Raw genomic sequence first — 23,547 nt, 5'->3', positions numbered from 1 at the left:
CATGGCTTCGGAATGTTTTTGCGCTTGCGATTTTTCCCCGCACTGCTGGCCGCGTCAGCTTTCTTCCTCTCGGCAACCGAGGGCCAGACGTTGTCGCTGAAACCATTCAAGGACGAGCTTTTCGCTTATCCGGCGACGCTGTCGACCAGCGACAACGGTGCCTATACAGTGCTCGACTATCGCGAGATGCGCGACATCAACCAGCGCGACGAGGTGCCGGAAAGGCGCGTGCATGCCCAATATACCGACCCCGGCGTGCGCAAGATGCAGCAGGACCTGATGCTGAGGACCGATGCAGGCGATGTCCGGCATGTCGCGGTGGGCAAGACGCAAGGTGCCGCCATCATCGTGCTTTACCTGCACGGGCAGGGGGGCAGCCGCAAGCAGGGCGTCGACGACTTCACCTTCGGCGGCAATTTCAACCGCCTCAAGAATCTGATGGCCGAAAATGGCGGCCTTTATCTTTCGCCGGACTTTACCGATTTCGGCGACAAGGGCGCCGCCCAAGTCGCGGCGCTGATCGATCACTATGCAGAGACATCGCCCGGCGCCAAAATCTTCGTCGCCTGCGGCTCGATGGGCGGCATCCTCTGCTGGAAACTGGCCGATCGCAAGGATACGGGCGCCCGCGTCAATGGGCTGCTGCTGCTCGGCTCGCTCTGGGACGAAAGCTTTTTTACCAGCCCGGCCTTCAAGCGCCGCGTGCCGGTGTTCTTCGGCCAGGGCAGCCATGACGTGGTTTTCCAGGTTGAGAAACAGGAAGCCTTCTTCCGCTCGATCCTCGCCAAGTCGAAGACCTATCCGACCCGCTTCGTGCGGTTCGAGACCGGCACGCACGGGACGCCGATCCGCATGGTCGATTGGCGCGGCACGCTCAACTGGATGCTGACGAAAGCGCCCTGATCAAGGCGGCGTGTTGTAGTCCAGGACGGTCTCGGGATTGATCTCGCCGTCATAGGACGCGTCGACATCATACTGCACCAGCGAGAAATTGCCGTTGCGGAACAGATAGGTGCCGGTCGATGAAGCGTCGCCGACGCCGCGCCATTTGTTCATCGAGGTGATCGACTTGGTCTTGTCGTCGTATTCGGAATTGACCAGCTGGTCGTCGGTCTGGAAGCCGATGATGTGGATGCCCTCGAGCTTGCCCTCGCTGTTGTTGTTCTCGTAACGGATGTCGAGTTCCGGCGCGGCGAACTGCAGCTGCCGGACGCCGGACACATCGTCATAAATGTAATAGACCGCGCTTTCATTGTAGGCGGCCATCGAGCAGAAGAAGCGGAAGAGCCGCGTCTCGCGCTCCGGCTCGTCGGCTCCGGCGTCCTTATCCTTGTAATGGATGGAATAGGCCTCCGGCTCGCCGACCGGCTTGCCTTCCGGGTTCTCCTTGTCGCAGTGCTCGCCATAGGCGGCGAGGAACGCCTTTCTGGCCTGTTCGAGCGCTTCATCCTTCTTGGGCGGGGGCGGGCCATCGCCGCAGCTTGCCGGCACGGCATCCTGGAAATCCGAAGTCGACGGCTTCAAGGCGCCCTTGTCGATAAAGATCGGCTGGAATGGCGGTTCCTGGATCTGCGCGTTGACCTGGCGAAGCGTGTAGCAGCCGGCAAAGATCTTGGCCTCGCTCCTCTTGTCGGTGGCCTGGATGGCGACAGGGACGCTGTAGTAGATGCTGCCGGCAGCACCCTCGTCCGATACCGCGCCGGTCTTGACCTCGACGGTGTCGGTATTGTCGTAGCCCTTGACGAAGGCGTCGAAATCTTTTGCCGGCTTGGTATCGCCGAAATAACTCCAGGCGCGGGCGAATTCATGCCGGTTGATCGCGCTGTACAGCGAGTGGACGACAGCCTCGGCGCTGGACCGGTCGTCGATATAGGCGGCTTCGGCTGCAAGCGCCGACTGGCCGACGGAGGCAAGGGAGAACAAGGCAGTCGCTGCGATAAGGGCAGGTCTCATCGGGAATCTCCGCTCGATAACGAAAATACTACCACGACGATTGCGGCGTCGCGGTGACGCCGCGGCAGGGCTGCTTGAAGAATCGGGTCGGGAGGCGCTAGCTCACGGCCCGCGGCGCTGAGGCCGCCTGGGAGAGTGTTCCGTGACCATTTCCATGTACGACATATCCGTGGCCGTCTTTTCGGCCAGGTTGAATTCACTGTCCAAAGTGCTGTCGCTGGCGGAACAGAACGCAGCCGACCGCAAGATCGACCCGCAGGTGTTCCTGACCGCGAGGCTGGCGCCGGACATGTTCGCCCTGACCCGGCAAGTGCAGATCGCAACCGACCACGCCAAGGGCGCGCCGTCGCGGCTCGCCGGCCGTGAAGTGCCGAAATACGAGGACAACGAATCGAGCTTCGCAGAACTGCACGCTCGAATTGCCAAGACGCTCGATCATCTGGCGACGTTCTCGGCCGCCGACCTGGACGGGTCGGAGGAGCGGACGATCGAACTCAGGCTTGCCGGGCGCGACGTGTCGATGAGCGGGCTGCAATATTTGCTCAGCGCAGCCATGCCGAATTTCTACTTCCACGTCACGACGGCCTACGACATCCTGCGGCACAATGGCGTGCCGCTGGGCAAGGCGACGTTCCTCGGACGCTGAAGACGGAGACGTTTCCCGGGCCGCGGCGAAACCTCTTTTTCAACGTTGAATCAGCGTATCGACATCTCGCGGGCGATACGCGGAAAGTCGGCCGGCTTGATGCCGATATCGGCGCGGTCGGCGTTGCTCATCGCGTTCAGTAGCGCGAGCGCCGATCGGTAGCGCTGCTGTTCCTGCGGGCGCGGCCGCGCGAACATTTCGGTGAAGAACCCCATATCCCAGCCCCTAGTTTGTCCTCCACACGCCGAGCATATAGGTGATTTGTTACAATTGTGCAGTGCAGCAATTGCATGGCAGCCATGCCTGGCAAATTTTTTTCCGTCACAATCGCTTCTTCTGAAACTTTTCCGGAAGTTCGACCGTACGCCACGGTGCTGGCCCACGGCCGGCTTTTTCCTCGCCGCAACTGGCGAACCCTGCCGGGCTGTATGAAATGCAGCCCGGCTTTTTGTTTCCGGCCGACGTTTGAAGCTGCAATACCCGCAATTGTCTAAGGTCCTCGGCATTCATTTTTAACGACAGCGATCTAAGGTCGGCGGCGACAGTGAATACCGTGGCGACAGAAGGAGGCTGAGATCGGCACCGGAAACAAGCTCGATTTCGCTTCGTTGCTCGACGACCTCATCATCGCTTCCGAGAGGGGCGAAGACGGGGGCGCCCGGCCCTCCATTCCGTTCGACTATCTGTCGGTTGCGGACGAGCTTCACTCCGGCCGCATCAAGGTCGCCGGCGAAAGCGTCGCCGCCGAGTACCGCGAAGCGGGCGCCGACCTTGCCGCCGAGTTCGCCGCGCTTCTCGACCAGGCCAAGCTCACTCTCGGTGAGGAAGAGCATCGCCCGGAGGAAAAACTGCCGCCGATCGACCCCGAATCGATTGCCGGCGAGCTCAGCCTCGATCGCCCTGCAAAGAATGCCGATTTCGGCCGCATCCGCCGCAACTTCGCCTTCGCCAACCATCCGGACCGTGTCGCCCCGCATCTGCGTCAGCGCGCCATGATCCGCATGCAAGTGGCCAACATGCTGATCGACGAAGCCAAGCGGCGCGCACTGGCCGCGGCACGACGCTAACCGTCTCCGAATTCACGCAAAAGTCGCCAGGACCGGCTTGGAGAAAATCCGGCCTATGCCTTATGCTTGAATTTCCTTCCCGCGCAGCCGCGCGCCACCTCCCGCCGGAGACATTCATGCAAAAACGCCGCCTCGGTCGGACAGACCTCCTTGTTTCGCAAATCTGCCTCGGTTCGATGACCTGGGGCCAGCAGAACACCGAAGCCGAAGGCCATGCGCAGATGGATCTGGCTTTCTCGCGCGGCGTGAACTTCATCGACACCGCCGAGCTTTACCCGATTCCGCCCAAAGCCGAGACGCAAGGGTGGACCGAGAGGATCATCGGCAGTTGGATGAAGACCAAGGGTAATCGCGACAAAGTCATCATCGCTTCGAAAGTGGTCGGCCGCACGGCCAACGCCTGGTTCCGCGGCGACCGGCCATCGAAGCTTGTGCGCGCCGACGTTTTCGATGCGGTCGAGAAGTCGCTCGCCAAGCTCCGTACCGATTATATCGATCTCTACCAGATCCATTGGCCGGACCGTGATATTCCGTGGGGTTCGAACCCGACGCGGGTCGGGGCGGTAGCGCGGCGGGCCGATGCTGTCGGCGCGCCTGCCGGCGAGACGCCGATCGCCGAGACGCTCGCCGTCTTCGAGGAACTGGTGAAAGCGGGAAAAATCCGCCATTTCGGCCTGTCGAACGAAAGCTCATGGGGCGTCATGCGTTTCCTGGCCGAGTCCGACAAGGGCGTCGGCCCGCGCGTCGCCTCGCTGCAGAACGCCTACAATCTCGTCAACCGCACCTTCGAGGTGAACCTGGCTGAGGTCTGCCAACGCGAAGAGATCGCGTTTCTGCCTTACTCTCCGCTGGCGCAGGGCTACCTCACCGGCAAATATGATCACGGCGCGCGGCCGCAAGGCTCGCGCTCGCAGCTCTTCAATCGCGGCCAGCGCTACGAGACGCCGAATGCGGCGGAAGTGCTGCTCCAATACAATGAGCTGGCGCGCTCCTTCGGCATGGAGCCGGCGCTCTTCGCCAACGCCTATGTGACGAGCAGGCCTTTTGTGACCGCGAACATCGTCGGCGCCACCAGCGTCGCGCAGCTCGACATGGCGCTGTCTTCGGTCGAGGTCCGCTGGACGGAGGAGATGCAGAAGGCAGTCGATGCCATCCACCAGCGCGTCGGCAACCCTTGCCCGTGAAGGGAATCATTGAGAAAAACAAAGGGATGGAGAGGATGGCAGATTTTCCGATCGAGCTCGTGCGCGGACGATTTCCGGCACTTTCGCTGACCGACAAGGGCCGCCGTCGCATCTATCTCGACAATCCCGCCGGAACCCAGGTGCCGCAGGCGGTGGCAGATGCGGTCTCGCGCTGCCTGCTGACCACAAATGCCAACCTCGGCGGCTTCTTCGAAACGACCGTCGCGGCGCAGCAGGTGGTCGATGATGCGCATGCGGCGATGGCGGATTTTCTCGGTGCGGCGAGCGTCGAGGAAATCATCATCGGCGCCAATATGACGACGCTGACCTACCACATGTCACGCACACTCGGCCGCGCGATGAAGCCGGGCGACGAGATCATCCTCACGCGCATGGACCATGAGGGCAATATTTCCCCCTGGCTGCAGCTTGCAGAGGATCTCGGCCTCGTCGTGCGTTTGCTGCCGTTCGACGAGAAGAGCTGGCAGGTCGAGGAAGCGGGGCTGAGGGCGCTGCTTTCGGAAAGGACCCGGCTTGTGGCGCTGAACTATGCCTCGAACCTCACCGGCTCGATTAACCGCGTGAGGGAGCTGACGGCGATCGCCAAGCAGGTCGGGGCGCTGGTTTATGTCGATGCCGTGCAATTCGCCCCGCACGGGGCGATCGACGTTCAGGCGCTGGGCTGCGATTTCCTGGTCTGCTCTGCCTATAAATTCTTCGGGCCGCATATGGGCATTTTGTGGGGCCGCCGCGACGTGATTGACGGGCTAAAACCCTATAAATGCCGCTGCTCGTCCAACGGCCTGCCGGAACGGTTCGAGCTCGGCACGCCGCAGATCGAGCTGATGGCTGGGTTGACCGCAGCGATCGACTACTTCGCCGATCTCGGCGCCGCAGCCGGCGAGGGCGGTTCGCGGCGGCAGCGGATAGCGAGGGCCTTCGAAATGTCGATCGCTTACGAGAACGCGCTCGCCCGGCAGTTGATCGAAGGCCTGTCGGACATCGAGGGATTGACGATCCGCGGCATCATCGACCCGGAACGCTTCGGCGATCGCGTGCCGACAATTTCCTTCACGGTAGAGGGCATCGCGCCGGAAACGATCGTGCGGCAGATGAATGCCGAAAACATCTTCCTGTGGTCCGGCCACAACTATGCATGGGAGATCGTCCACCAGCTCGGCATTCCGCCGGCGCAGGGCGTCGTGCGCATCGGCATCGCGCATTACAACACGGCCGCAGAGATCGACGAGACGCTGGAAAGCGTACATCGCATCATTGCGATGCTGAGGCAGCAGCGCGCCTGAGCTATCCCTTCTTCCGGCCAAAGCCGGTCAGGAAAGCGGTGAGGTTGTCGCCGAGCGCATCGCAGAGATAGCCGCCCTCCTGGACGATGACGGTCGGCAGGCCGAGGCCGGCGATCGCCTCGCCGATGCGCGCGAAGCCGGGCGTCGTCACCGAAAGGCCTCCGAACGGATCGCCTTCGAATGCGTCGAGCCCGAGCGCGACAACCAGCGCTTCCGGCGCGAAGGCGCGGATGCGCCGCAAGGCTGTTGCCAACCCTTCCAGAAATGCCGCGTCGCCGGATTTGCGCGGCAGCGGCAGGTTGAGGTTGTAGCCGAGGCCTGCCCCTTCGCCGCGCTCGTCGGCATGGCCCCAGAAGAAGGGATAGAAGCGCACCGGATCGGCATGCAACGAGACGGTCAGAACATCAGGCCGGGCGTAAAAGATCCCTTGCGTGCCGTTGCCGTGATGCAGGTCGACATCGAGTATGGCGACGCGCGCCGCGTTCTTTCTCAGCACCCGCGCAGCCACCGCCGAATTGTTGATGAAGCAGAAGCCGCCCGCCACATCGGCAAAGGCATGATGGCCGGGCGGGCGGCAGAGCGCGTAGGCCGACGGCGCGCCGGCCATCACCGTCTCGGCGGCTTCCACCGCGCTCCAGGCGCTCCAGAGCGCGCTGTTCCAGGTCTCGGCAGAGATCGGGCATGCGGTGTCGGCCATATGATAGCCGGCCTGGCCGACCGCCGAGGCCGGGTAGGAGCCGTCGCGGACGATCGGGTGGATGTTCGGAATGACCTCAGGTGAGGCGCCTTCGATGCGTTGCCAGCGCGCGAAGATGTGCTCGAGAAAGTCGAGATACTCGGGCGTATGCACAGCGGCGATCGGCCCGAGGCCATGGTCCTTCGGCCTCTCGATCGTCAACCCGGCCGATCTTGCGCCAGCTAGCAATCTCTCGACCCGTTCCGGCTTTTCGGGATTGGGCTGCGGTGCGCCGCTGGAAAGGAAGGCCTTCGGGTCATGGCGCTTCTGTTCCTCCGCATAGAAGGCTTTCATCGTTCCTCCTCCGGCGCGTCGGCAAAGGCAAAGAAAGCCTCGCCGACAATCTTCTGCACCTGCTCGTAGCTCGACCAGCCGATGCCGAGCTTTTCATAGAAGGTCTTGGCGGTTTCGTTATCGGAATCGACGGAGAGCCTGAGATAGACGCCGCCTGCAGCGCGGCACTCCTTGGCTACGCGCCGCAATAGCTTCTCACCGATGCGCCGGCCGCGAAAGCGGTCCTCGACATAGAGGTCCTGCACAAAGACGCCGGGCCGGCCCATCCAGGTCGAGAAGATCGGGAAGTGCAGGCAGAGCCCGGCGAACTCGCCGTCGACCTCGGCGATCAAGGTCGAAAAGGCGGGGTTTGCGCCGAAGCCGTAGCGGCGGAGGTCCTCGGGGGTGGAGGTGATTTCCTGATGCGCGCCGATGTGGGTGCCGAGGCGCAGCAAGGCGGCATGGATGGTCTCGACATCCTCGATCCGGCCGCGGCGGAGGATAATTGTGCTCACGACAACCACGGCGCCCAGGCACCCCCCTCTGTCCTGCTGGACATCTCCCCCGCAAGGGAGGAGATCAGCAGTTCTACCGACGGCGCTATTCCTGCAACGTCAAAGGTCGGCGAAAGCGCCAGCGACATCCGATCTCTTCCCTTGCGGGGGAGATGGCCGGCAGGCCAGAGGGGAGTGCGAAGGATCGCGACCATCTCAGGATGTCTCACACGCTCAGCCTTCCAACGGCAGGTCGAGCTCGGCTGCCAGCGCATCCAGCGAGTCGCCTATGATGGCGATTATCTCGCCGATCTGCTCGCGCGTGATGATCATCGGCGGCGCCACCATGAAATTGTCGCCATGGACGCCGCCCTTGACCTTGCGGCCGTAGATGATCAGGCCGCGCGCATAGGCATGGTCGAGCAGGCGCTGCGTCGCCTTGCGGGCCGGGTCGATGGGCTTCAGCGTCTCCGGATCGGCCACCATCTCGGCGCCAAGGAGCAGACCCTTGCCGCGCACGTCGGCGATGAACGGGAAGCGCCTTTGCAGCGCCTTCAACTCGCCGATCAGCACATCCCCCATGGCGGCTGCGTTGGCGACGAGATCGAGCCGGTCCATTTCGCTCAGCACCGCAAGGCCGGCCGCGCAGGCGAGCGGATTGCCGGCATAGGTGTGGCCGTGCTGGAAGCCGCCGGAGGCGAGCAGAGGCTCGACGAGCCGCATGGGAGCTGCCAGCGCGCCGAGCGGCGCATAGCCCGAGCCCAGCCCTTTCGATAGCGCGACGATGTCCGGCTTGCAGTTCCAATGGTCGCCGCCCAAAAATTTACCTGTGCGGCCGGCACCGCTCATCACCTCGTCATGGATGAGCAGGATGCCGTAGCGGTCGCAGATCTCGCGGATGCGCGGATAGTAGCTGTCGGGCGCGACAAGGGCTGCCGTTGCCGCGCCGCCGACGGGTTCCATGATGAAGGCGAGCACGCTTTCCGGGCCTTCGGCCTGTATCTTTTCTTCGAGCATGTCGGCATAACGGATGCCGCGCTGCTCCATCGAGAGATTGTCGCGATCGCGCCAGGCGGTCGGCGCCGGCACCGTCGGCATCACCCGCATCAACGGCGCAAAAGTCTCGGCAAGCGCGTCGTCGCCGGTGATGGCGAGCGAGCCCAGCGTGCCGCCGTGATAGGACGGGAAGCGGGTGATCACCTTCCAGCGCTTCGGCTGCCCGGTGGCGACCGCCCATTGCCGGGCGAGTTTGATGCAGGATTCGGTCGCTTCCGAGCCGCCCGAGACGAAGAAGATGCGGTCCATGCCTTCGGGCAGCTTGTGAGCCAGTGCCCGCGCCAGTTCTTCCGCCGGTTCGTTCTCGAAATGCAGCCGATAGGCGAAGGTGGTCTTGTCCATCTGCCGCTTCATGGCGTCGAGCACGTTGCGGTTGGAATGGCCGATATTGGCGACCATCGGTCCGCTCGAACCATCGATGAAGCGGCGGCCGTCCTTGGTCCAGAAATAGATGCCCTCGGCGCGGTCGACGAGTGGCCGGCGCAGGCTGGAGAGGTAGAACAAATGCGACGGCGGCCGCACTTCGGCTTCAGGCGAGGGCTGCACTTCCGGTTTCGGCATGTCAGGACTTTCCGAGATAGCGGTCGAGAACATTTCTTGTCACGCGTTCGACCATCGCGTCCTGCCTTAGCAGGCCGGCGACCCATTCGCAGCTTCCGGCGTGGAAGACCTCGCCCTTGCCGCGCGGGAAATTGACGATCATGCCGTTGCCGCGCTTGACCTTGTCGAGATTGGCGTCGCTCGCCTCGCCGAACAAAGTCTCGGCGGTGAAGCGGCCGTCCTCGTCGCTGAGGAACTGGTCTTCGATCGGAATGTCGGCGCTTTCCTCGACCTGGCTCGCCATGCCGACGGCCAGCACCTGCAAGCCGTCCGGCGCGCCGCTCTCCGCAGTCGGGTAGGGCAGGCCGCCGCGTATCTCGAAATCGAGCCCGTCGACCTCGTAGCCATAGACATGGCTGTCGCTGCCAAGCAGGTCGCCATAATAGATACCGGTGCCGGCGAAGGCCCAGTGCTCGGGGCGGTAAACCGGGAAGCCGCGCACGCCGCGCGGCGCGCAGCCGCCCCAGCCGGCATAGACACCCCTGGTCGCGTTAAGGCCGAAGGTTGCGCTCCCCGGACGGGCGATCTCCGGCGCTTCCCAGGAATTGGTGGCGCGGGTGATGTCACCGCCGCGATAGGCCGGGTCTTCGGCCCGCGCCCGGTACTTGTAGCAAACCTGGCGCCGGCCCTCGTCCTCCAGCCTGGTCTGCCACATGAAATTGCCGGCGAAGCGCGCCGCATGGCCGCCGCGCTCGACATAGGCGTCGACCGTGTCGCGCATCTCCCAGGTCCAGTATTCGTCGTGGCCGACGAAGACGATGCAGTCATAGCCGTCGAGGATTTCCGGCGAGAAGTGCAACTCGTGCTGGCTGGCGAGGTCGACCTGATATCCGGCGCGTTCGGCGAAGCGGAAGAAATGGCTGTCGTAGCTGGCCCAGCCGGAAGAAGCGTATTTCTTCGAATGTCCCGTGGCGAAGGCCCATTCCATATGCGGATAGCGCGGCACGGTCTTCGGCGGCATCGCGACTTCCAGCGGCACGCGCGGCGCGTCCTTCGGCAGCACGACGAAGCCGCGGCACCAGGGGCGCTGCGTCGAAACCATCGTGGCGTACTGGTCGCGCTTCGGGCCGGTGATGCCCTGATAGTGATTGGAGCCGCCCCAGGTGTTGTAGGCGAGCCAAGTGCCGGTCGCGGCGATCTGCAGCAGGCGGCCAGGCTTGCGGCCGGGCAGGGGCGCGACGATGAAGAGGTGGTGGCTTTCGATAGGCCTGCCGTCCGGCCCTTCAGCCGAAAGCGTGACACGGTAAGCTCCCGACGGCCAGTCATCGCCGATGCGGAATTCGATCGAAGCCTCCCAGCCGCAGCCTTCGACCGAACATTGGTCGGGCGTTTCCTGCCAGCGTGCCGACAGGCCTGCCGCCTCGAAGACTTTGGTTTCATCGGCGCCGTCGCGGACGATGACAATCCTGAATTGCGGGGCCGTCGAGCTGACGAAAAGCGTCACAGTCTCGCCCGGACGATAGGAAAAGCGGTCGCTGTAGCACCAGATCTCGCCGCTCGAGCCATCCATTCCCGGCCACTCGTAATAATGCCCGCGCACCGCCTCGCGGCGCTGCTCGGGCGTCAGCCCGAAATCGGGAAAGTCGGCGAGCAGTTGCGTCATGGAAAAACCGAAACCAAGAGGTCGCCATTGAGACCGTTGGGTGGCCAAGCGTCAAATGGAAACGATCGGGCCAGCAGGCGCAGACGCTTGGCGATATCCGGCAAACGGATTATTTGATCTTCGGGAGATGTTTGAACGCCGGGAGCCAAGATGCTGCGCGTGCAAAGGGTCAAGGTCGACGACATCTATGTGCCGATGGCGCGGCGCAAGACGCTGCATCCCGAGACGGTGCGTCATCTCGCCGAGGATATCCTCGAGAACGGCATGAAGACGCCGATCCAGGTGCGCCACGACGGCAAACGTCATGTCCTGATCGAAGGGCTGCATCGGCTTGAAGCCGCCAAATGGCTCGGCGAAACCGAGATAGACGCCTATTTAGTCCATGCGCGGCGCCACTGACGCCATCCTATCTGTTGCCGTGTCGGCCCGGCATCACCGTGAGCGATCGCGTCCTATCAATGCTTTTTAATTGACGCTGCGATGTTCGCGGCTACCGTGCCCGCGTTTCTAATCAATCGGGTACTTGGAAATGGCGAAATACCACGGCGGATGCCTGTGTGGCACGGTGCGCTATCGCGCCGAGGCCGAACCGATCAACGAGCGCGTCTGCCATTGCCGGCTTTGCCAGAAGGCGATCGGCGCCGCCTTCAACGCGCGGCTCCTGTTCCGCATCGATGATGTCTCGATCGAGGGGCCGGTAGCGACGATCAATTCCTCGCCGGACCTCAAGCGCGGCTTCTGTCCGGCCTGCGGCACGACGATGTTTTCACGACGTGACTCCAGGGGTATCCTCGGCGTCACGTCGGGCTCATTGGACGATCCTTCGGTGTTCAACCCTGACATGCATTTCTGGACCGCTTCGAAACAGCCCTGGGTGCGGCTCGACGACGGCCTGCCGCAATATGAGGGCGCGCCTCCGGCCTGAGTCATTGCGACGCAGGCCTGCACAAAAATTTCATCTTCGATTCACGAGATAGCCGACAAAGCGTCATTGGCGGGCCATCATTGGCTGCCTATCTAACGCCTGCGGGCCGGCATCGAGGAGGCGACGGATGAGCGAGCGCATCAACACCCTGGACGAGCTTTTGAACGACCCGATGATTCAACTCGTGATGGAACGCGACCATGTGCGCCCGGCGGAGCTTCGCATGCTGCTGGAGCAGGTGCGCGACAGGGCGGAAACGCACAGGCGTATCGATCATCCGGTCGTGCCTCCGGCGCATGTCGTGGCCAAGACCTGCCTCATGCAATGGCTGCATCGCTAGGCCGTCAAATGGCCGGCGCGTCCGTCAGCCAGAATGCGCCGGCAAATAGCTGTAATGGTCGCGGGTATAGGCGAGCTTGAAGCCGAGCCGGGCGTAGTTGCGGTAGGCCGGACCGTTGCGTTCGGGGCGCGGCGCCTCGATATCGGCGACGAACAGTGTTGCGCCGGCGGCTATGCCGTCGCGGACCAGCCTTTCGCAAAGCATGGCGTCGAGGTCGAAGCTCGGCGCCATGATGCCAGGCACCGGGGCCTCGATCCCGCTCCAGGCGGCGCCATCCGAGATGAACAGTGAGCGCACGGCAGCCACCGCGCCATCACGTTTCAGCGTGTAGTGACGCCAGCCCTCGCGGCCGACCAGAGCCAAGAGCCAGGGCGAGGTGGGCAGCCTGTATTTCGCATCGATGAAAGAAGCCCATTCGGGAGCGCTCTTAGGCGTAATCTCTTCGACCGACAGATCGTCTGCCGAGAACAGCGGTTCGGCCGGCAGCGGCGTTGCGTCGCGAAAAATTCGCTCCCAGCCGCTCTGATGCTGCAGCCCGCGCGCTTCCAGCCAGCAGCGCAGCCGGGAAGGCTCGGTGTGCGGGCTTGTGTAGAACCACGGCCGCAAGATGCCGGCCGCGCGGTAATGCGCCAGCAGCGAATCGAGCTGATCTTCGGTGGCCGGGCCGTCGACGCCGATGTTCTTCACGCAGTTGAAATGGATGAACGGGATCGTCGTGCAGGTGGTCCAGACGAGGTCGCCGTCGCGGGCGAGCGACAAGCCGTGCCGCGCGGTGAATTCCGTGGGCGCGGCATCGTAGAGATCGAGCCAGGCATTGACCTCGGCGCGCTCGATGGCGCGGCTCAGATCACGCGAGACCTCCTCGATCCCGATTTCCGGATGGTGCGATACCGGCGGGACGACCGGCTGCAGTTCCGAGAGGGCGGCAGTCGACATGCTTGTCCTCCTCCGATCGATCTTACAGTGTAAGATTAGGGAATGGTAATATGGAGGCGCCTGCTGTCAAGCAGGATTAGCGGCACCTTACAAATCCGTGAATTGGATTCCCCGGATCGTGAGGCTAAGCCTGTCCTTGAGGGGCTTTGCGCATCACAATTCATTCTTCGCCGGGGAAAGGACAGGGATGACCGACGTCTGCATGCAGGGATTGGATACCGGCTTTGTCGGCCTGGGCTACGCCAAGGTGGCATTTCTCGGCATCGTGCAAGGCATCACCGAATTGCTGCCGATCTCTTCGACGGCGCATATGCGCGTCGTGCCCGCCGTGCTTGGCTGGCAGGACCCGGGCTCGGCCTTTTCTGCCGCCATGCAACTCGCGGCCCTTGCCGCGGTGATCAGCTATTTCTGGAGCGATGTCAGGGAAGTCGCGGTGGGGTCGCTGGCGGCGCTGGCCCGTCGCGACTATGCCAACCGCTATTTCCGCCTGGCGATCGGCATAGTGCTTGCCACCGTTCCGATCGTCATCGCCGGCCTTGCCCTATCCAGCGTGCTCAATGCTTGCAACTCGCCGCTGCGCGGCCTGGCCGTGATCGGCTGGGCCTGCATCGCCATGGCCGTGCTGCTTGCGCTGTCGGAAATCTATGCCCGCCACAGGCTGACCCTGGACAAGGTCTCGGTGCTCGATGCGTTACTCGTCGGCGTTGCCCAGGTTGGCGCGCTCATTCCCGGCGTGTCGCGCTCGGGATCGACGCTGACGGCGGCGCTGGGCCTTGGCTACGCCCGCCCGGAGGCGGCGCGGCTTTCCTTCCTGCTTGGCCTGCCGGCAATCGCGTTGGCCGGTCTGAAGGAGCTTTGGGAACTGCACAAGATCCACCTCGGCGCTCATGGCTGGTCGGTCCTAGCCGTCGGCCTCGTCGTCGCCTCGATCTCGGCCTTCTTCGCCATATGGGGACTGATGCGCGTGCTCGAGCACTTTTCCGCCTGGCCCTTCGTCATCTATCGCGGCCTGCTCGGCGTCGTGCTGTTGATCGGCGTCGCCGCCGGCTGGTTGAGCTAGAGGCTTTCACCGAATCCGCTATACCGGCACCTGAACCTGCTTCGCTTCGGGTGCGCCTATGGATATCGCAACGCTGCTGCAATCGCTGCCTTTGCTGGCAGCGCTGGTGAAATCGGCGGTGCCGGCAGTGGTTGGTGCGGGCCTGGGGCTTAGCCAATGGCTCGCAGCGCTGCCGCCATGCCGCAATCACACCTTCGAGACCGCGACCTATCTCGTCTGCGAGACGGACCCGAAGCATTACTCGATCGAGCTGTTCTGGAAGGATCCCGACGGCAAGCCCTACCAGTCGCTGCACAATCTTCGAAGTGCCCAGCAGGCCGCCGGACGCACCATGCTCTTCGGCATCAATGCCGGCATGTACCATCCCAATCTCGCGCCGGTCGGTCTCTATGTCGAGCGCGGGCAGCAGATCGCGTCGGCGAAGACAGGGGCCGGCTCCGGCAATTTCTCGATGCAGCCCAACGGCATCTTCTATCTTAGCGACGGCAAGGCCGGCGTTCGCGCGACGAAGGACTATTTGAAGCGTGTCCCGAAGGTGGACTATGCCACCCAGTCCGGGCCGATGCTGGTCATCGACGGCAAGCTGCATCCGAAATTCCAGGCCGGCAGCCCTTCGCGAAAAATCCGCGACGGCGTCGGCGTGCGTGGCGACGGAGTCGTCGTCTTCGCCATCTCGAACGACGTGGTGACGTTCCACGAATTCGCGCGGCTGTTCCGTGACGAGCTCGGCTGTCCCAACGCGCTGTTCCTCGACGGCTCGATCTCCAGCCTCTATGCGCCGGCCATCGGCCGCAACGACGACTTCTGGAATCTCGGGCCGATGATCGGCGTGTTCAGGAAAGATGGATAGGCACTAGCTGCCGATCAGGCTGCGAAAGCACCGCGACACGAAAGCGCAGCGGTGCCCTTGCGCGCGATGCTCTTGCGTTTAGCTGGATGCATCCTGGATCGCGGACAGCAGCCACGGCCCGCCACGTTCGCGGGTGAAGGTCCACAGTTCGGTCGCTTCGACCGGATTGTCGGGATCGCCCTTTTCGACGGCGCCGGTCTGGCGGTTGCGCATGACATCGATGGCCGACCAGCGCATTGCCGCCGTGGCGTAGTCGCGGGTGCCCTCCCGCCACGCCTCCGCAATATCGGCTTCCAGCAATTCAATATTGGTCACGTCGTTCTTGAGGCCATGGGTGGCGTTGTCCGCCAACTCCTCAGAAAGATAGGAAACCATTTCGGGCGTCGTCAGCCGCCGCAATCCCTGATGGTCTTCACGACTGAACGCAGCCTGCACGTCGCCGAGGATATTTTCGAACGCATTCCGATCCGCGTCCGTGATGCCGATTTCGTCAGCGCCGGGTGCGCCGGCCGCGCCCAAACCCGTGGCGCGGGATGGGTAGCCGGGCTGCGCGCCTCCCCAGTCTTGCCGGCCGAAGGGAATGGCGGAGCTTCTCATATTGGCCGGCGCGGCGTTGTCGCGGCTGAAAAATCGCATCGCCAGCATGGTGAGGCCGCCGATCAGCAGCAGCTGGAAGATGAAGCTGAAGCCACCGCCGATGCCGCCGAAGCCATGGCCGAGCATCATGCCGAACAGGCCGTTGAAGAGCAGTCCGCCGACCAGGCCGCCGACAAAGCCTCCACCGAACCCGTTCCAGAATCCCGGGCGCGGCTGGCCTGGAAACGACTGCGCCGGCGGGATCGATTGGGTGGTGTTGGGAGTCATCGAGCGCGTCACGGGCGCGGTATAGGGCGCTGTCTTCGTCGGAGCAGGGGCCTGGAAGGTCCTGCTGCCGCGGCTGCCGAAACTGCCGCCCATACGCGCCTCCGCGGTGCCGATGGACACGCTTCCAAGCGCCATCAGCAGGATCAGGAGGATCGACGCAACTTTGATCGTCCGTGATTTCGACATTGGTGACAATCCTTGGGTCGGAGCGTTTCAAACGCATCTGGCGAGCCCCCTATATGGGTACGAATTGGGGCAGGGTTACACCCCATTCCCCAAGACGTCGGTTGTGGCGGAGTCCGCAACGTTCCGATCAGGTCCGCGGCTTCCCGGATTCACGTTGGCGCGGCCGGTCGCGAATCGCTTCCCCGGACCAAAAGTAAATTTTGATTCAAACTTTGTTGGTAATTTCTCATTAGGAATGGCGCTTCCGGTGGCGCTGTTCCTGCCCTCGGTCTGTTTTGTTTTGCGTACAGGTCAAGATGCGGATTTTTGGCGTCGTCAGTTTCGTGCTCGCAGCGCTTTGCCTTGCCGGCTGCTCGTCCACCTCGGGCGTCGATGCCTTGCAGATGCCGTCGAACGAGACGACCAGTTCGGTCGTGCGGCCAAGCGCGCCGGTAACGAAGGCAGTGAAGACCGCCGACGCTGCGACGACGGTGGAGACCGTTTCCATGGCGGGCGCCGCGCGCATCAGGCCGCCGGCGTCGCTGCCTGGCGACCAGAATGCTCGCGTTGACGAGGACAACGCGAGTCCCGACGACGGGAACTCGCGTCCCTTCGGCCTCGCCGAGGAAGAGACGGTGGCATTCCCGGCGCCGAACCTGCCGGAGACGGTCGAGCCGCCGGTCGAGGCCGCAGCACTCGTCTCCCCGCCGAAGCGGCTGTCGCGCGCAGCGCCCGCGATGCTTGCCGGGCCTGTCACCCGCTATGCTTTCCGCGATGCCAAGCCGATCAATTTCGGCCGCGCCTCGCCCAGGCACCTTGCCGTCCATGGCGTCGACGTGTCGCGCTGGCAGGGCAACATCAACTGGCAAAAGCTGCGCGCCCAGGGCGCCAACTTCGCCTACATCAAGGCGACCGACGGCGGCGACCATCTCGATCCGATGTTCATGAAAAACTGGCGCGGCGCCGATGCCGCCGGGCTGAAGCGCGGCGCCTATCATTTCTTCTACTGGTGCCGCACCGCCGGCGAGCAGGCCGACTGGTTCATCCGCAACGTGCCGCGGGTCCAAGGTGCGCTGCCGCCGGTCATCGACGTCGAGTGGAACGGCGAGTCCTCCTGCAAGCGCCGGCCTTCGCGCCAGAAGGTGCTGGAGAAGATGCAGGTATTCATGGACAAGCTGGAGCGCCATTACGGCCAGCGGCCCATCATCTACACGTCGCCGGATTTTTATCGCGACAATCTGCGCGGCGCATTCCTCGACTATCCGTTCTGGCTGCGCGCGGTGGCCGCCCATCCGTCAAAGGTCTACCCGGGCCGCAAATGGCTGTTCTGGCAATATTCGGGCTCCGGCCTCTCGCATGGCGTGAGCGGTCGCATCGACCTCAATGTCTTCCATGGCGACGAGCGGCAGTGGCGCAGGTGGCTGGGCGGCGGCCAGATGGTGGCCGACGCGGATTGAGGCCTTCTGCTTCACCGCCGGCGCCAGGCCGGCAATCGACGGCAATTTCGGCATTTTCCTAACCATCAACTCACTGTGTCCCTTAGCGGTGCGGCAACGCCCTTTCGGTAACGTGTTCGTGATCGCGTCTTGGAGGGGTCTATGCGCAAACTGATTGTTACTGCCGCTGTGGTGGCCGCCGCCGGCTACGGATTTTTCAATTCGCACCTGCGCAGCAGTACGCCCTCCGACAATGTGGTCGCCTATTCCACCACCGATGAGGCGATGCAGGGCGCCAAGGCCAAGGGCCATTCGACGCTGCCGCGCTTCCATGAGTTGATGGCCGCCCGCACGCCCGGCACCTACACGGTGAAATTCCCGCTGACCCAGAACGGCGCCACCGAGCACATCTGGATGCAGCTTGTTGGCTTCAGCGACGGCCACTTCGTCGGCCTGCTGGCCGACAAGCCGGTCAACGGCAACCAGTACAAGATGGGCGACCGCATGACGGTGGCCGAAGCCGATGTCGAGGACTGGATGATCCGCAACGGCGGCGACGTCTATGGCGGCTACACGGTGCGCCAGGCGCTCGCCGACATGCCCAAGGAACAGGCGGCGAAATACGGGATCACGTTCAAGGATTGAGAGGCCTTTTCTCCCGCAGCGAAGAGGATGATCGCCGCGCGCCATCGTCATCCTCGAGCTTGACTCGAGGATCCATGCCGTGACTTCGACGACGAGTGCAAACGGAGCAGAATTCTCCATCGCGGCAACGCTTCAAGGTCACGGAATGGATTCCAGGGTCTGCGCGCGTCGCTTCGCTCCTTGCTCCGCCCTGGAATGACGAAGCGGAGGGGGCGCTGCCGCACTACGCCCCGTTTACCATTGCCTCGATGTTGTAGCCATCCGGATCGAGCACGAAACAGGCATAGTAGTTCTCCGCATAGTCCGTACGCGGCCCGGGCGCGCCATTGTCCTTCGCGCCCGCCTCGAGCGCCGCCCGATAGAACGCATCGACCTCCGCCTTGCTCTTCACGCGGAAAGCGACATGCAGATGGGTGAGCGGCGGTTTCTCGCCGGAGCGCTGGATCTCGAACAGACAGCCATTGCCGACATCGAAGGCCCAGAACACGCCTTCCTTGCCGAAGGAGAGGCTGTAGCCCAAGGGCGCGAAAGCCTTCTCGTAGAAGAGCTTGCTCATCTTGAGGTTGCTTACTTCGATGGTGATGTGGTCGATCATAGAGACTTTTCGCTGAGCATCAGCTACCGAGCAGCCCGGATTCTGGTCACCAGTTCCGTCATCATCTTCTTCAAATCCAATGGCCATTCGTCCGATTTTATAGAGACGGCTTTCCGCGCAAAATCTGCCTTATTCACCTTTTCTGGATTCAAGATTTGCTCGCGCTTGTCTTCTTGAATGGTCACCCCAGCAACATCTGAAGCGACTGATTCAATTACTTGACGCGGAAGGTAGTTCTCAATTTCTCTGCCTTCGGTTATCCAACAGAATCCGCCCTCCCGCTCAACCTCGAGTTTCACGCGGGACTTTGTGGCATTCAAGTTAGGGCGGTCTGGCTTTCGATCACTGTCGATGACCACTGCAAAAGACCGCGAGACGGTAACCGCCTTAGTCGTCAAACGATAAATATCTGCTGGCATTGACCAGTCCAGATAGTTTTTCCCGGATGTATTTTTCGTCTACAGTAACGGATAGCGAGATGGCTTTATCATTATTCGGAAAGTCATAAGTGTCACTTAGGGATGCTTCGGCGCGATTAAATAGTACCGCAAGAAAACGAAGTACGTTCGATTTTCCAACGTTGTTAGGCCCTACTACGAAGCTAATTTTCTTAGAAAAGGGAATTTCAATCGCAGCAGCGATCGATCTGAAGTTCGACAACGTGATCGGGTACGGAAATATCATGTTTACAAACGAATAGGGCATCCTCGATGCCCTATTCGCCTATGCCTATCAGTCTGGTTGACGCCCTCAGCTGCACCCGCTCGTCGAGCCGCAGGTGTCACACTTCTCGCAGGTGCCGTTCCGCACCATGGTGAAGTTGTGGCATTCCGAACATTCGTTGCCGGTGTAGCCTTGCAGCAGCGACTGCTGGCGTCTGGTCGCGGCGAGCTTCTTCGCCTCAGCCGCTTCGTTGGCGGCGGCGTCGGTGAAGAGGGCCTCGGCCCCGCCGGCGGCCTCGGCTTCCTCTTCCACCATCTCCTCGGCCAGTTCCCGGGCGCGCTCCTCATAGTCGCGCTTGTAGGCGATCGCCTCGTCGCTTGCCGGCTTCAGCGCCAGCACGTTGGAGCCGGCGAAGGCGGTGGGCGCCGAGCGGGCAGGGGCCGTCGTCGGGGCTGAGCCGCCAAAACCCTTCGGGTCTGAACCAGCAGCCGACACCAGCTTCACCGGCGAGGCGCCGCGATAGAGGCCTTTGGAGAAGGGCGTCGCCTTGCCTTCGGTGATGCCTCGGCCGAGCGCGGTCTTGTCGAAGTCCGACTGGTCGACATGGGCGAGGTCGTGGCGGCCGAGATAGGAGACGGCAAGTTCGCGGAACACGTAGTCGAGGATCGACGTGGCGTTCTTGATCGCGTCGTTGCCCTGCACCATGCCGGCCGGCTCGAACTTGGTGAAGGTGAAGGCCTCGACATATTCGTCGAGCGGCACGCCATATTGCAGGCCGAGCGAGATGGCGATGGCGAAGTTGTTCATCATGGCGCGGAAGGCAGCACCTTCCTTGTGCATGTCGATGAAGATCTCGCCGAGGCGGCCGTCGTCGAACTCGCCGGTCCTGAGATACACCTTGTGGCCGCCGACGACTGCCTTCTGCGTGTAGCCCTTGCGGCGGTTCGGCAGTTTTTCGCGGTCGCGGTAGAGACGCTCGATGACGCGCTCGACGATCTTTTCGGTCACCTGCACGGCGCGCTGCGCGGCGGGCGCCGCAATCAGCTGCTCGACCGCCTCATCCTCGTCCTCCTCGCCATCGGCTAGCAGCGAGGCATTGAGCGGCTGCGACAGCTTCGAGCCGTCGCGATAGAGGGCGTTCGCCTTCAGCGCCAGCTTCCAGGACAGCATGTAGGCGTTCTTGGCGTCCTCGACCGTCGCCTCGTTCGGCATGTTGATGGTCTTGGAGATGGCGCCCGAGATGAAGGGCTGCGCCGCCGCCATCATCAGGATGTGGCTGTTGATCGAGAGCGAGCGCTTGCCGATCTTGCCGCACGGGCTGGCGCAGTCGAACACGGCGAGGTGCTCGGCCTTCAGGAACGGCGCGCCTTCCAGCGTCATCGCACCGCAGACATGGATGTTGGCGGCCTCGATGTCCTTCCTGGAGAAGCCCAGCGCCGGCAGCATCTCGAACGAGAAATCGCCGAGCTGCTCATCGGTGAAGCCGAGCGTCTCCTTCACCCAGTCGGCGCCCAGCGTCCACTGGTTGAAGACGAACTTGATGTCGAAGGCCGACCTAAGCGCCGCGTTCAGCGCCGCGATCTTGTCGTCGGAAAAACCCTTGGCCTTCAGCGAGCCGGGATTGATGTCGGGCGCCTGGTTGAGGTTGCCGTGGCCGACCGCATAGGCCTCGATCTCGGCGATCTGGCTTTCGGAGTAGCCCAGCGTGCGCAGCGCCTCCGGCACGGCGCGGTTGATGATCTTGAAGTAGCCGCCGCCGGCGAGCTTCTTGAACTTGACCAGCGCGAAGTCGGGCTCGATGCCGGTGGTGTCGCAATCCATGACCAGGCCGATCGTGCCGGTCGGCGCGATCACGGTTGCCTGCGCATTGCGGTAGCCATGCTCCTCGCCGAGCTCGATGGCGCGGTCCCAGGCGGCGCGGGCGTGCTCTGCGAGCGCCTGCTGCTTCAGATCGGACGCGACCAGCGGCACCGGGTTGACGGCGAGCTTCTCGTAGCCGTCCTTGTCGCCATAGGCGGCGCGGCGGTGGTTGCGCATGACGCGCAACATGTTCTGGGCGTTGCGGTCATAGTCCGGGAAGGCGCCGAGCTCGGCCGCCATCTCGGCCGAAGTGGCGTAGGCCGTGCCGGTCATGATCGCGGTGAGCGCGGCGCAGATTGCGCGGCCCTCGTCGGAATCGTAGGGGATGCCGGAGGTCATCAGCAGGCCGCCGATATTGGCGTAGCCGAGGCCGAGCGTGCGGTATTCGTAGGAGAGCTTGGCGATCTCCTTCGACGGGAACTGCGCCATCATCACCGAGATCTCGAGCACGATGGTCCACAGCCGCACCGTGTGCTCGTAAGTGGCGATGTCGATCGTGCCGTCGGCATTGCGGTAGGGCAGGAGGTTGATCGAAGCGAGGTTGCAGGCCGTGTCGTCGAGGAACATATATTCCGAGCACGGATTGGAGGCCCGGATCGCACCGGCCGAAGCGCAGGTGTGCCAGTCGTTCATCGTCGTGTTGAAGTGCAGGCCGGGATCGGCCGACGCCCAGGCGGCGTAGCCGATCTTTTCCCACAGGTCGCGCGCCTTCAGCGTCTTCAGCGCCTTGCCGTCCTTGCGGGCGGTCAGCTGCCAGTCGCCATCGGCCTCGACCGCGCGCAGGAAATTGTCCTTCAGCGACACCGAATTGTTGGAGTTCTGACCGGAGACGGTCAGGTAGGCATCCGAATCCCAGTCGGTGTCGTAGGTCTTGAACGACATCGAAGTGTAGCCCTGGCGGGCGAACTGGATGACCCGGTAGATGTAGTTCTCCGGCACGGCGTCCTTCTTGGCCGCCTTGATCTCGCGCTTCAGCGCGGTGTTGATCGCCGGGTCGAAGCAGTCGTCGTCATGGCCTTCGCAATTGACGCAGGCCTTCATGATCGCTTCGAGGTGCTTCTTGACGATCTTGGAGCCGGTCACCAGCGAGGCGACCTTCTGCTCTTCATTGACCTTCCAGTCGATGAACTCCTCGATATCGGGATGGTCGACGTCGACAATGACCATCTTGGCGGCGCGGCGCGTCGTGCCGCCCGACTTGATGGCGCCTGCCGCGCGGTCGCCGATCTTGAGGAAGCTCATCAGGCCGGACGAGCGGCCGCCGCCGGACAGCTTTTCGCCTTCGCCGCGCAGCAGCGAGAAGTTGGAGCCGGTGCCGGAGCCATACTTGAACAGGCGCGCCTCGCGCACCCACAGGTCCATGATGCCGCCCTCGTTGACGAGGTCGTCCTGCACGCCCTGGATGAAGCAGGCATGCGGCTGCGGGTGCTCGTAGGAAGACTTCGACTTGGTCAGCTTGCCGGTGAAGGGGTCGACATAGAAGTGACCCTGGCTCGGCCCGTCGATGCCATAGGCCCAGTGCAGGCCGGTGTTGAACCATTGCGGCGAGTTCGGCGCCACGCGCTGAGTGGCGAGCATATAGGCAAGCTCGTCGCGGAAGGCGCGGGCATCTTCTTCCGACTTGAAGTAGCCGCCCTTCCAGCCCCAATAGGTCCAGGTGCCGGACAGCCGGTCGAAGACCTGGCGGGCATCGGTTTCCGAACCATAGCGCTCGGCCTCGGGGAGCTTGGCGAGTTCGGTCTCGTCGGCAACCGAACGCCACAGGAAGGAGGGGACGTCGTTCTCCTCGACCTTCTTCAGGCGGGCCGGCACGCCGGCCTTGCGGAAATATTTTTGGGCCAGGATGTCGGCCGCGACCTGGCTGAACTGCGCCGGGACATCGATGTTGTCGAGGCGGAACACCACGGAGCCGTCGGGATTCTTGATCTCCGACAGGGCCTTGCGGAATTCGATCTCCGCATAGGCTGCCCCTTCTTGACCTGCTTGTCCTGGCTTGGTGAAGCGACGCTCGATGCGCATTGGTCCGGTCCCTTTTGTCTACATATAGCGCTTTTCCCCGGGATTGCTGCCCCGCCAGGCGAAAAGCACGGTCCGCCGTTTGCCGGCGTCGCAGGTGACGCCGGCATTCTCCTCGTCGCGGGCAGCACCATGCCGACAAGCAAACGCCCTTCCAGGCGCTCACCAGGCTGCAGGCCGACCCGCGGGTCCCTCAAAACTGAAACTTTTTCGATTCCCTCGGAAGAGGGGAGGTTCACACTATCTAGGGTCGAGCCTGCCTGCAAACGCTAAATA

Annotated in this window: 23 protein-coding genes; 12 read left to right on the top strand and 11 right to left on the bottom strand. The window is 63.0% G+C overall.

The window, feature by feature from the left end; all coding sequences use genetic code 11:
* Positions 1–12 precede the first annotated feature (12 nt).
* Positions 13–903: an alpha/beta hydrolase gene (locus CK220_RS08000; RefSeq protein WP_095811004.1), complete on the top strand. Its 891-nt coding sequence runs from the start codon at positions 13–15 to the stop codon at positions 901–903.
* On the opposite strand, the gene CK220_RS07995 is transcribed toward CK220_RS08000, so the two are convergent.
* A complete protein-coding gene (locus CK220_RS07995; RefSeq protein ID WP_095811003.1) occupies positions 904–1,953 on the bottom strand; it encodes a DUF1176 domain-containing protein in 1,050 nt (349 codons plus the stop codon).
* 142 nt (positions 1,954–2,095) lie between these two features.
* Between CK220_RS07995 and CK220_RS07990 the strand changes: the two genes are divergently transcribed.
* On the top strand, positions 2,096–2,599 hold the full coding sequence (locus CK220_RS07990; RefSeq protein WP_095811002.1) for a DUF1993 family protein: 504 nt from the start codon (positions 2,096–2,098) through the stop codon (positions 2,597–2,599).
* A 50-nt stretch (positions 2,600–2,649) separates the two neighbouring features.
* On the opposite strand, the gene CK220_RS07985 is transcribed toward CK220_RS07990, so the two are convergent.
* Positions 2,650–2,814 (bottom strand): DUF1127 domain-containing protein, encoded by a 165-nt coding sequence (locus tag CK220_RS07985; RefSeq protein WP_082954041.1) that lies wholly within the window; start codon positions 2,812–2,814, stop codon positions 2,650–2,652.
* A gap of 393 nt (positions 2,815–3,207) precedes the next feature.
* On the opposite strand from CK220_RS07985, the gene CK220_RS07980 reads away from it, so the two are divergent.
* The 3 genes from CK220_RS07980 to CK220_RS07970 all read left to right on the top strand — a co-directional run bounded on the left by CK220_RS07980 (position 3,208) and on the right by CK220_RS07970 (position 6,154).
* The gene (locus tag CK220_RS07980) at positions 3,208–3,666 is read left to right on the top strand and encodes a hypothetical protein (protein ID WP_095811001.1); all 459 of its coding nucleotides are present in this window, start codon (positions 3,208–3,210) and stop codon (positions 3,664–3,666) included.
* A 116-nt stretch (positions 3,667–3,782) separates the two neighbouring features.
* Positions 3,783–4,850, top strand: coding sequence for an aldo/keto reductase (locus CK220_RS07975; protein ID WP_095811171.1), 1,068 nt, complete (start codon positions 3,783–3,785; stop codon positions 4,848–4,850).
* Positions 4,851–4,885: 35 nt separating this feature from the next.
* On the top strand, positions 4,886–6,154 hold the full coding sequence (locus CK220_RS07970; RefSeq protein WP_095811000.1) for a cysteine desulfurase-like protein: 1,269 nt from the start codon (positions 4,886–4,888) through the stop codon (positions 6,152–6,154).
* A gap of 1 nt (position 6,155) precedes the next feature.
* On the opposite strand, the gene CK220_RS07965 is transcribed toward CK220_RS07970, so the two are convergent.
* The 4 genes from CK220_RS07965 to CK220_RS07945 form a co-directional block, all read right to left on the bottom strand.
* Complete coding sequence (locus CK220_RS07965) at positions 6,156–7,184, bottom strand: histone deacetylase family protein (protein WP_095810999.1); 1,029 nt, start codon at positions 7,182–7,184, stop codon at positions 6,156–6,158.
* Positions 7,181–7,678: a GNAT family N-acetyltransferase gene (locus tag CK220_RS07960; protein ID WP_176479022.1), complete on the bottom strand. Its 498-nt coding sequence runs from the start codon at positions 7,676–7,678 to the stop codon at positions 7,181–7,183. Before CK220_RS07960 ends, CK220_RS07965 begins: the two co-directional genes overlap by 4 nt.
* A gap of 213 nt (positions 7,679–7,891) precedes the next feature.
* Positions 7,892–9,274, bottom strand: a complete 1,383-nt coding sequence (locus tag CK220_RS07950; RefSeq protein WP_095810996.1) for an aspartate aminotransferase family protein — start codon at positions 9,272–9,274, stop codon at positions 7,892–7,894.
* A 1-nt stretch (position 9,275) separates the two neighbouring features.
* On the bottom strand, positions 9,276–10,916 hold the full coding sequence (locus CK220_RS07945) for a N,N-dimethylformamidase beta subunit family domain-containing protein (protein ID WP_095810995.1): 1,641 nt from the start codon (positions 10,914–10,916) through the stop codon (positions 9,276–9,278).
* A gap of 150 nt (positions 10,917–11,066) precedes the next feature.
* Here CK220_RS07945 and CK220_RS07940 point away from each other — a divergent pair, with 150 nt between their 5' ends.
* The 3 genes from CK220_RS07940 to CK220_RS07930 all read left to right on the top strand — a co-directional run bounded on the left by CK220_RS07940 (position 11,067) and on the right by CK220_RS07930 (position 12,181).
* Positions 11,067–11,315 (top strand): ParB N-terminal domain-containing protein, encoded by a 249-nt coding sequence (locus tag CK220_RS07940; RefSeq protein ID WP_095810994.1) that lies wholly within the window; start codon positions 11,067–11,069, stop codon positions 11,313–11,315.
* A 130-nt stretch (positions 11,316–11,445) separates the two neighbouring features.
* Positions 11,446–11,841, top strand: coding sequence for a GFA family protein (locus tag CK220_RS07935; protein ID WP_095810993.1), 396 nt, complete (start codon positions 11,446–11,448; stop codon positions 11,839–11,841).
* Between the two features lie 127 nt (positions 11,842–11,968).
* A complete protein-coding gene (locus CK220_RS07930) occupies positions 11,969–12,181 on the top strand; it encodes a hypothetical protein (RefSeq protein WP_095810992.1) in 213 nt (70 codons plus the stop codon).
* A gap of 24 nt (positions 12,182–12,205) precedes the next feature.
* Here CK220_RS07930 and CK220_RS07925 read toward each other — a convergent pair whose 3' ends face one another.
* Entirely contained in the window at positions 12,206–13,117 is a 912-nt protein-coding gene (locus CK220_RS07925) for a hypothetical protein (RefSeq protein WP_095810991.1), read from the bottom strand.
* Between the two features lie 187 nt (positions 13,118–13,304).
* On the opposite strand from CK220_RS07925, the gene CK220_RS07920 reads away from it, so the two are divergent.
* Positions 13,305–14,177 (top strand): undecaprenyl-diphosphate phosphatase, encoded by an 873-nt coding sequence (locus tag CK220_RS07920; protein ID WP_095810990.1) that lies wholly within the window; start codon positions 13,305–13,307, stop codon positions 14,175–14,177.
* A 58-nt stretch (positions 14,178–14,235) separates the two neighbouring features.
* Positions 14,236–15,027 (top strand): phosphodiester glycosidase family protein, encoded by a 792-nt coding sequence (locus tag CK220_RS07915; protein ID WP_095810989.1) that lies wholly within the window; start codon positions 14,236–14,238, stop codon positions 15,025–15,027.
* A 78-nt stretch (positions 15,028–15,105) separates the two neighbouring features.
* Here CK220_RS07915 and CK220_RS07910 read toward each other — a convergent pair whose 3' ends face one another.
* Complete coding sequence (locus CK220_RS07910) at positions 15,106–15,984, bottom strand: TIM44-like domain-containing protein (protein ID WP_245429042.1); 879 nt, start codon at positions 15,982–15,984, stop codon at positions 15,106–15,108.
* Between the two features lie 389 nt (positions 15,985–16,373).
* Between CK220_RS07910 and CK220_RS07905 the strand changes: the two genes are divergently transcribed.
* Positions 16,374–17,513 carry a GH25 family lysozyme gene (locus CK220_RS07905; RefSeq protein WP_095810987.1) on the top strand — a complete coding sequence of 380 codons (1,140 nt, stop codon included), beginning with the start codon at positions 16,374–16,376 and terminating at the stop codon, positions 17,511–17,513.
* 141 nt (positions 17,514–17,654) lie between these two features.
* The gene (locus CK220_RS07900; RefSeq protein ID WP_095810986.1) at positions 17,655–18,137 is read left to right on the top strand and encodes a DUF2314 domain-containing protein; all 483 of its coding nucleotides are present in this window, start codon (positions 17,655–17,657) and stop codon (positions 18,135–18,137) included.
* Positions 18,138–18,360: 223 nt separating this feature from the next.
* On the opposite strand, the gene CK220_RS07895 is transcribed toward CK220_RS07900, so the two are convergent.
* The 3 genes from CK220_RS07895 to CK220_RS07880 all read right to left on the bottom strand — a co-directional run bounded on the left by CK220_RS07895 (position 18,361) and on the right by CK220_RS07880 (position 23,274).
* Positions 18,361–18,732 carry a VOC family protein gene (locus tag CK220_RS07895; RefSeq protein WP_095810985.1) on the bottom strand — a complete coding sequence of 124 codons (372 nt, stop codon included), beginning with the start codon at positions 18,730–18,732 and terminating at the stop codon, positions 18,361–18,363.
* Between the two features lie 23 nt (positions 18,733–18,755).
* Entirely contained in the window at positions 18,756–19,151 is a 396-nt protein-coding gene (locus tag CK220_RS07890; RefSeq protein WP_141245101.1) for a hypothetical protein, read from the bottom strand.
* A gap of 331 nt (positions 19,152–19,482) precedes the next feature.
* Positions 19,483–23,274 (bottom strand): vitamin B12-dependent ribonucleotide reductase, encoded by a 3,792-nt coding sequence (locus CK220_RS07880; protein ID WP_095810982.1) that lies wholly within the window; start codon positions 23,272–23,274, stop codon positions 19,483–19,485.
* Between the last annotated feature and the right edge of the window lie 273 nt (positions 23,275–23,547).

It is taken from the genome of Mesorhizobium sp. WSM3860, assembly GCF_002294995.1.
GTDB lineage: Bacteria > Pseudomonadota > Alphaproteobacteria > Rhizobiales > Rhizobiaceae > Mesorhizobium.
Note: the sequence above shows the minus strand (reverse complement) of the source record. Positions and strands in the feature narration are given on the sequence as shown.

Coding starts and splice junctions, on each gene's coding strand:
- CK220_RS08000 (WP_095811004.1), top strand. CDS start 13: ATGTTTTTGCGCTTGCGATTTTTCCCCGCACTGCTGGCCGCGTCAGCT.
- CK220_RS07995 (WP_095811003.1), bottom strand. CDS start 1,953: ATGAGACCTGCCCTTATCGCAGCGACTGCCTTGTTCTCCCTTGCCTCC.
- CK220_RS07985 (WP_082954041.1), bottom strand. CDS start 2,814: ATGGGGTTCTTCACCGAAATGTTCGCGCGGCCGCGCCCGCAGGAACAG.
- CK220_RS07975 (WP_095811171.1), top strand. CDS start 3,783: ATGCAAAAACGCCGCCTCGGTCGGACAGACCTCCTTGTTTCGCAAATC.
- CK220_RS07970 (WP_095811000.1), top strand. CDS start 4,886: ATGGCAGATTTTCCGATCGAGCTCGTGCGCGGACGATTTCCGGCACTT.
- CK220_RS07965 (WP_095810999.1), bottom strand. CDS start 7,184: ATGAAAGCCTTCTATGCGGAGGAACAGAAGCGCCATGACCCGAAGGCC.
- CK220_RS07950 (WP_095810996.1), bottom strand. CDS start 9,274: ATGCCGAAACCGGAAGTGCAGCCCTCGCCTGAAGCCGAAGTGCGGCCG.
- CK220_RS07945 (WP_095810995.1), bottom strand. CDS start 10,916: ATGACGCAACTGCTCGCCGACTTTCCCGATTTCGGGCTGACGCCCGAG.
- CK220_RS07940 (WP_095810994.1), top strand. CDS start 11,067: ATGCTGCGCGTGCAAAGGGTCAAGGTCGACGACATCTATGTGCCGATG.
- CK220_RS07935 (WP_095810993.1), top strand. CDS start 11,446: ATGGCGAAATACCACGGCGGATGCCTGTGTGGCACGGTGCGCTATCGC.
- CK220_RS07930 (WP_095810992.1), top strand. CDS start 11,969: ATGAGCGAGCGCATCAACACCCTGGACGAGCTTTTGAACGACCCGATG.
- CK220_RS07925 (WP_095810991.1), bottom strand. CDS start 13,117: ATGTCGACTGCCGCCCTCTCGGAACTGCAGCCGGTCGTCCCGCCGGTA.
- CK220_RS07920 (WP_095810990.1), top strand. CDS start 13,305: ATGACCGACGTCTGCATGCAGGGATTGGATACCGGCTTTGTCGGCCTG.
- CK220_RS07915 (WP_095810989.1), top strand. CDS start 14,236: ATGGATATCGCAACGCTGCTGCAATCGCTGCCTTTGCTGGCAGCGCTG.
- CK220_RS07910 (WP_245429042.1), bottom strand. CDS start 15,984: ATGGGCGGCAGTTTCGGCAGCCGCGGCAGCAGGACCTTCCAGGCCCCT.
- CK220_RS07905 (WP_095810987.1), top strand. CDS start 16,374: ATGCGGATTTTTGGCGTCGTCAGTTTCGTGCTCGCAGCGCTTTGCCTT.
- CK220_RS07900 (WP_095810986.1), top strand. CDS start 17,655: ATGCGCAAACTGATTGTTACTGCCGCTGTGGTGGCCGCCGCCGGCTAC.
- CK220_RS07895 (WP_095810985.1), bottom strand. CDS start 18,732: ATGATCGACCACATCACCATCGAAGTAAGCAACCTCAAGATGAGCAAG.
- CK220_RS07890 (WP_141245101.1), bottom strand. CDS start 19,151: ATGCCAGCAGATATTTATCGTTTGACGACTAAGGCGGTTACCGTCTCG.
- CK220_RS07880 (WP_095810982.1), bottom strand. CDS start 23,274: ATGCGCATCGAGCGTCGCTTCACCAAGCCAGGACAAGCAGGTCAAGAA.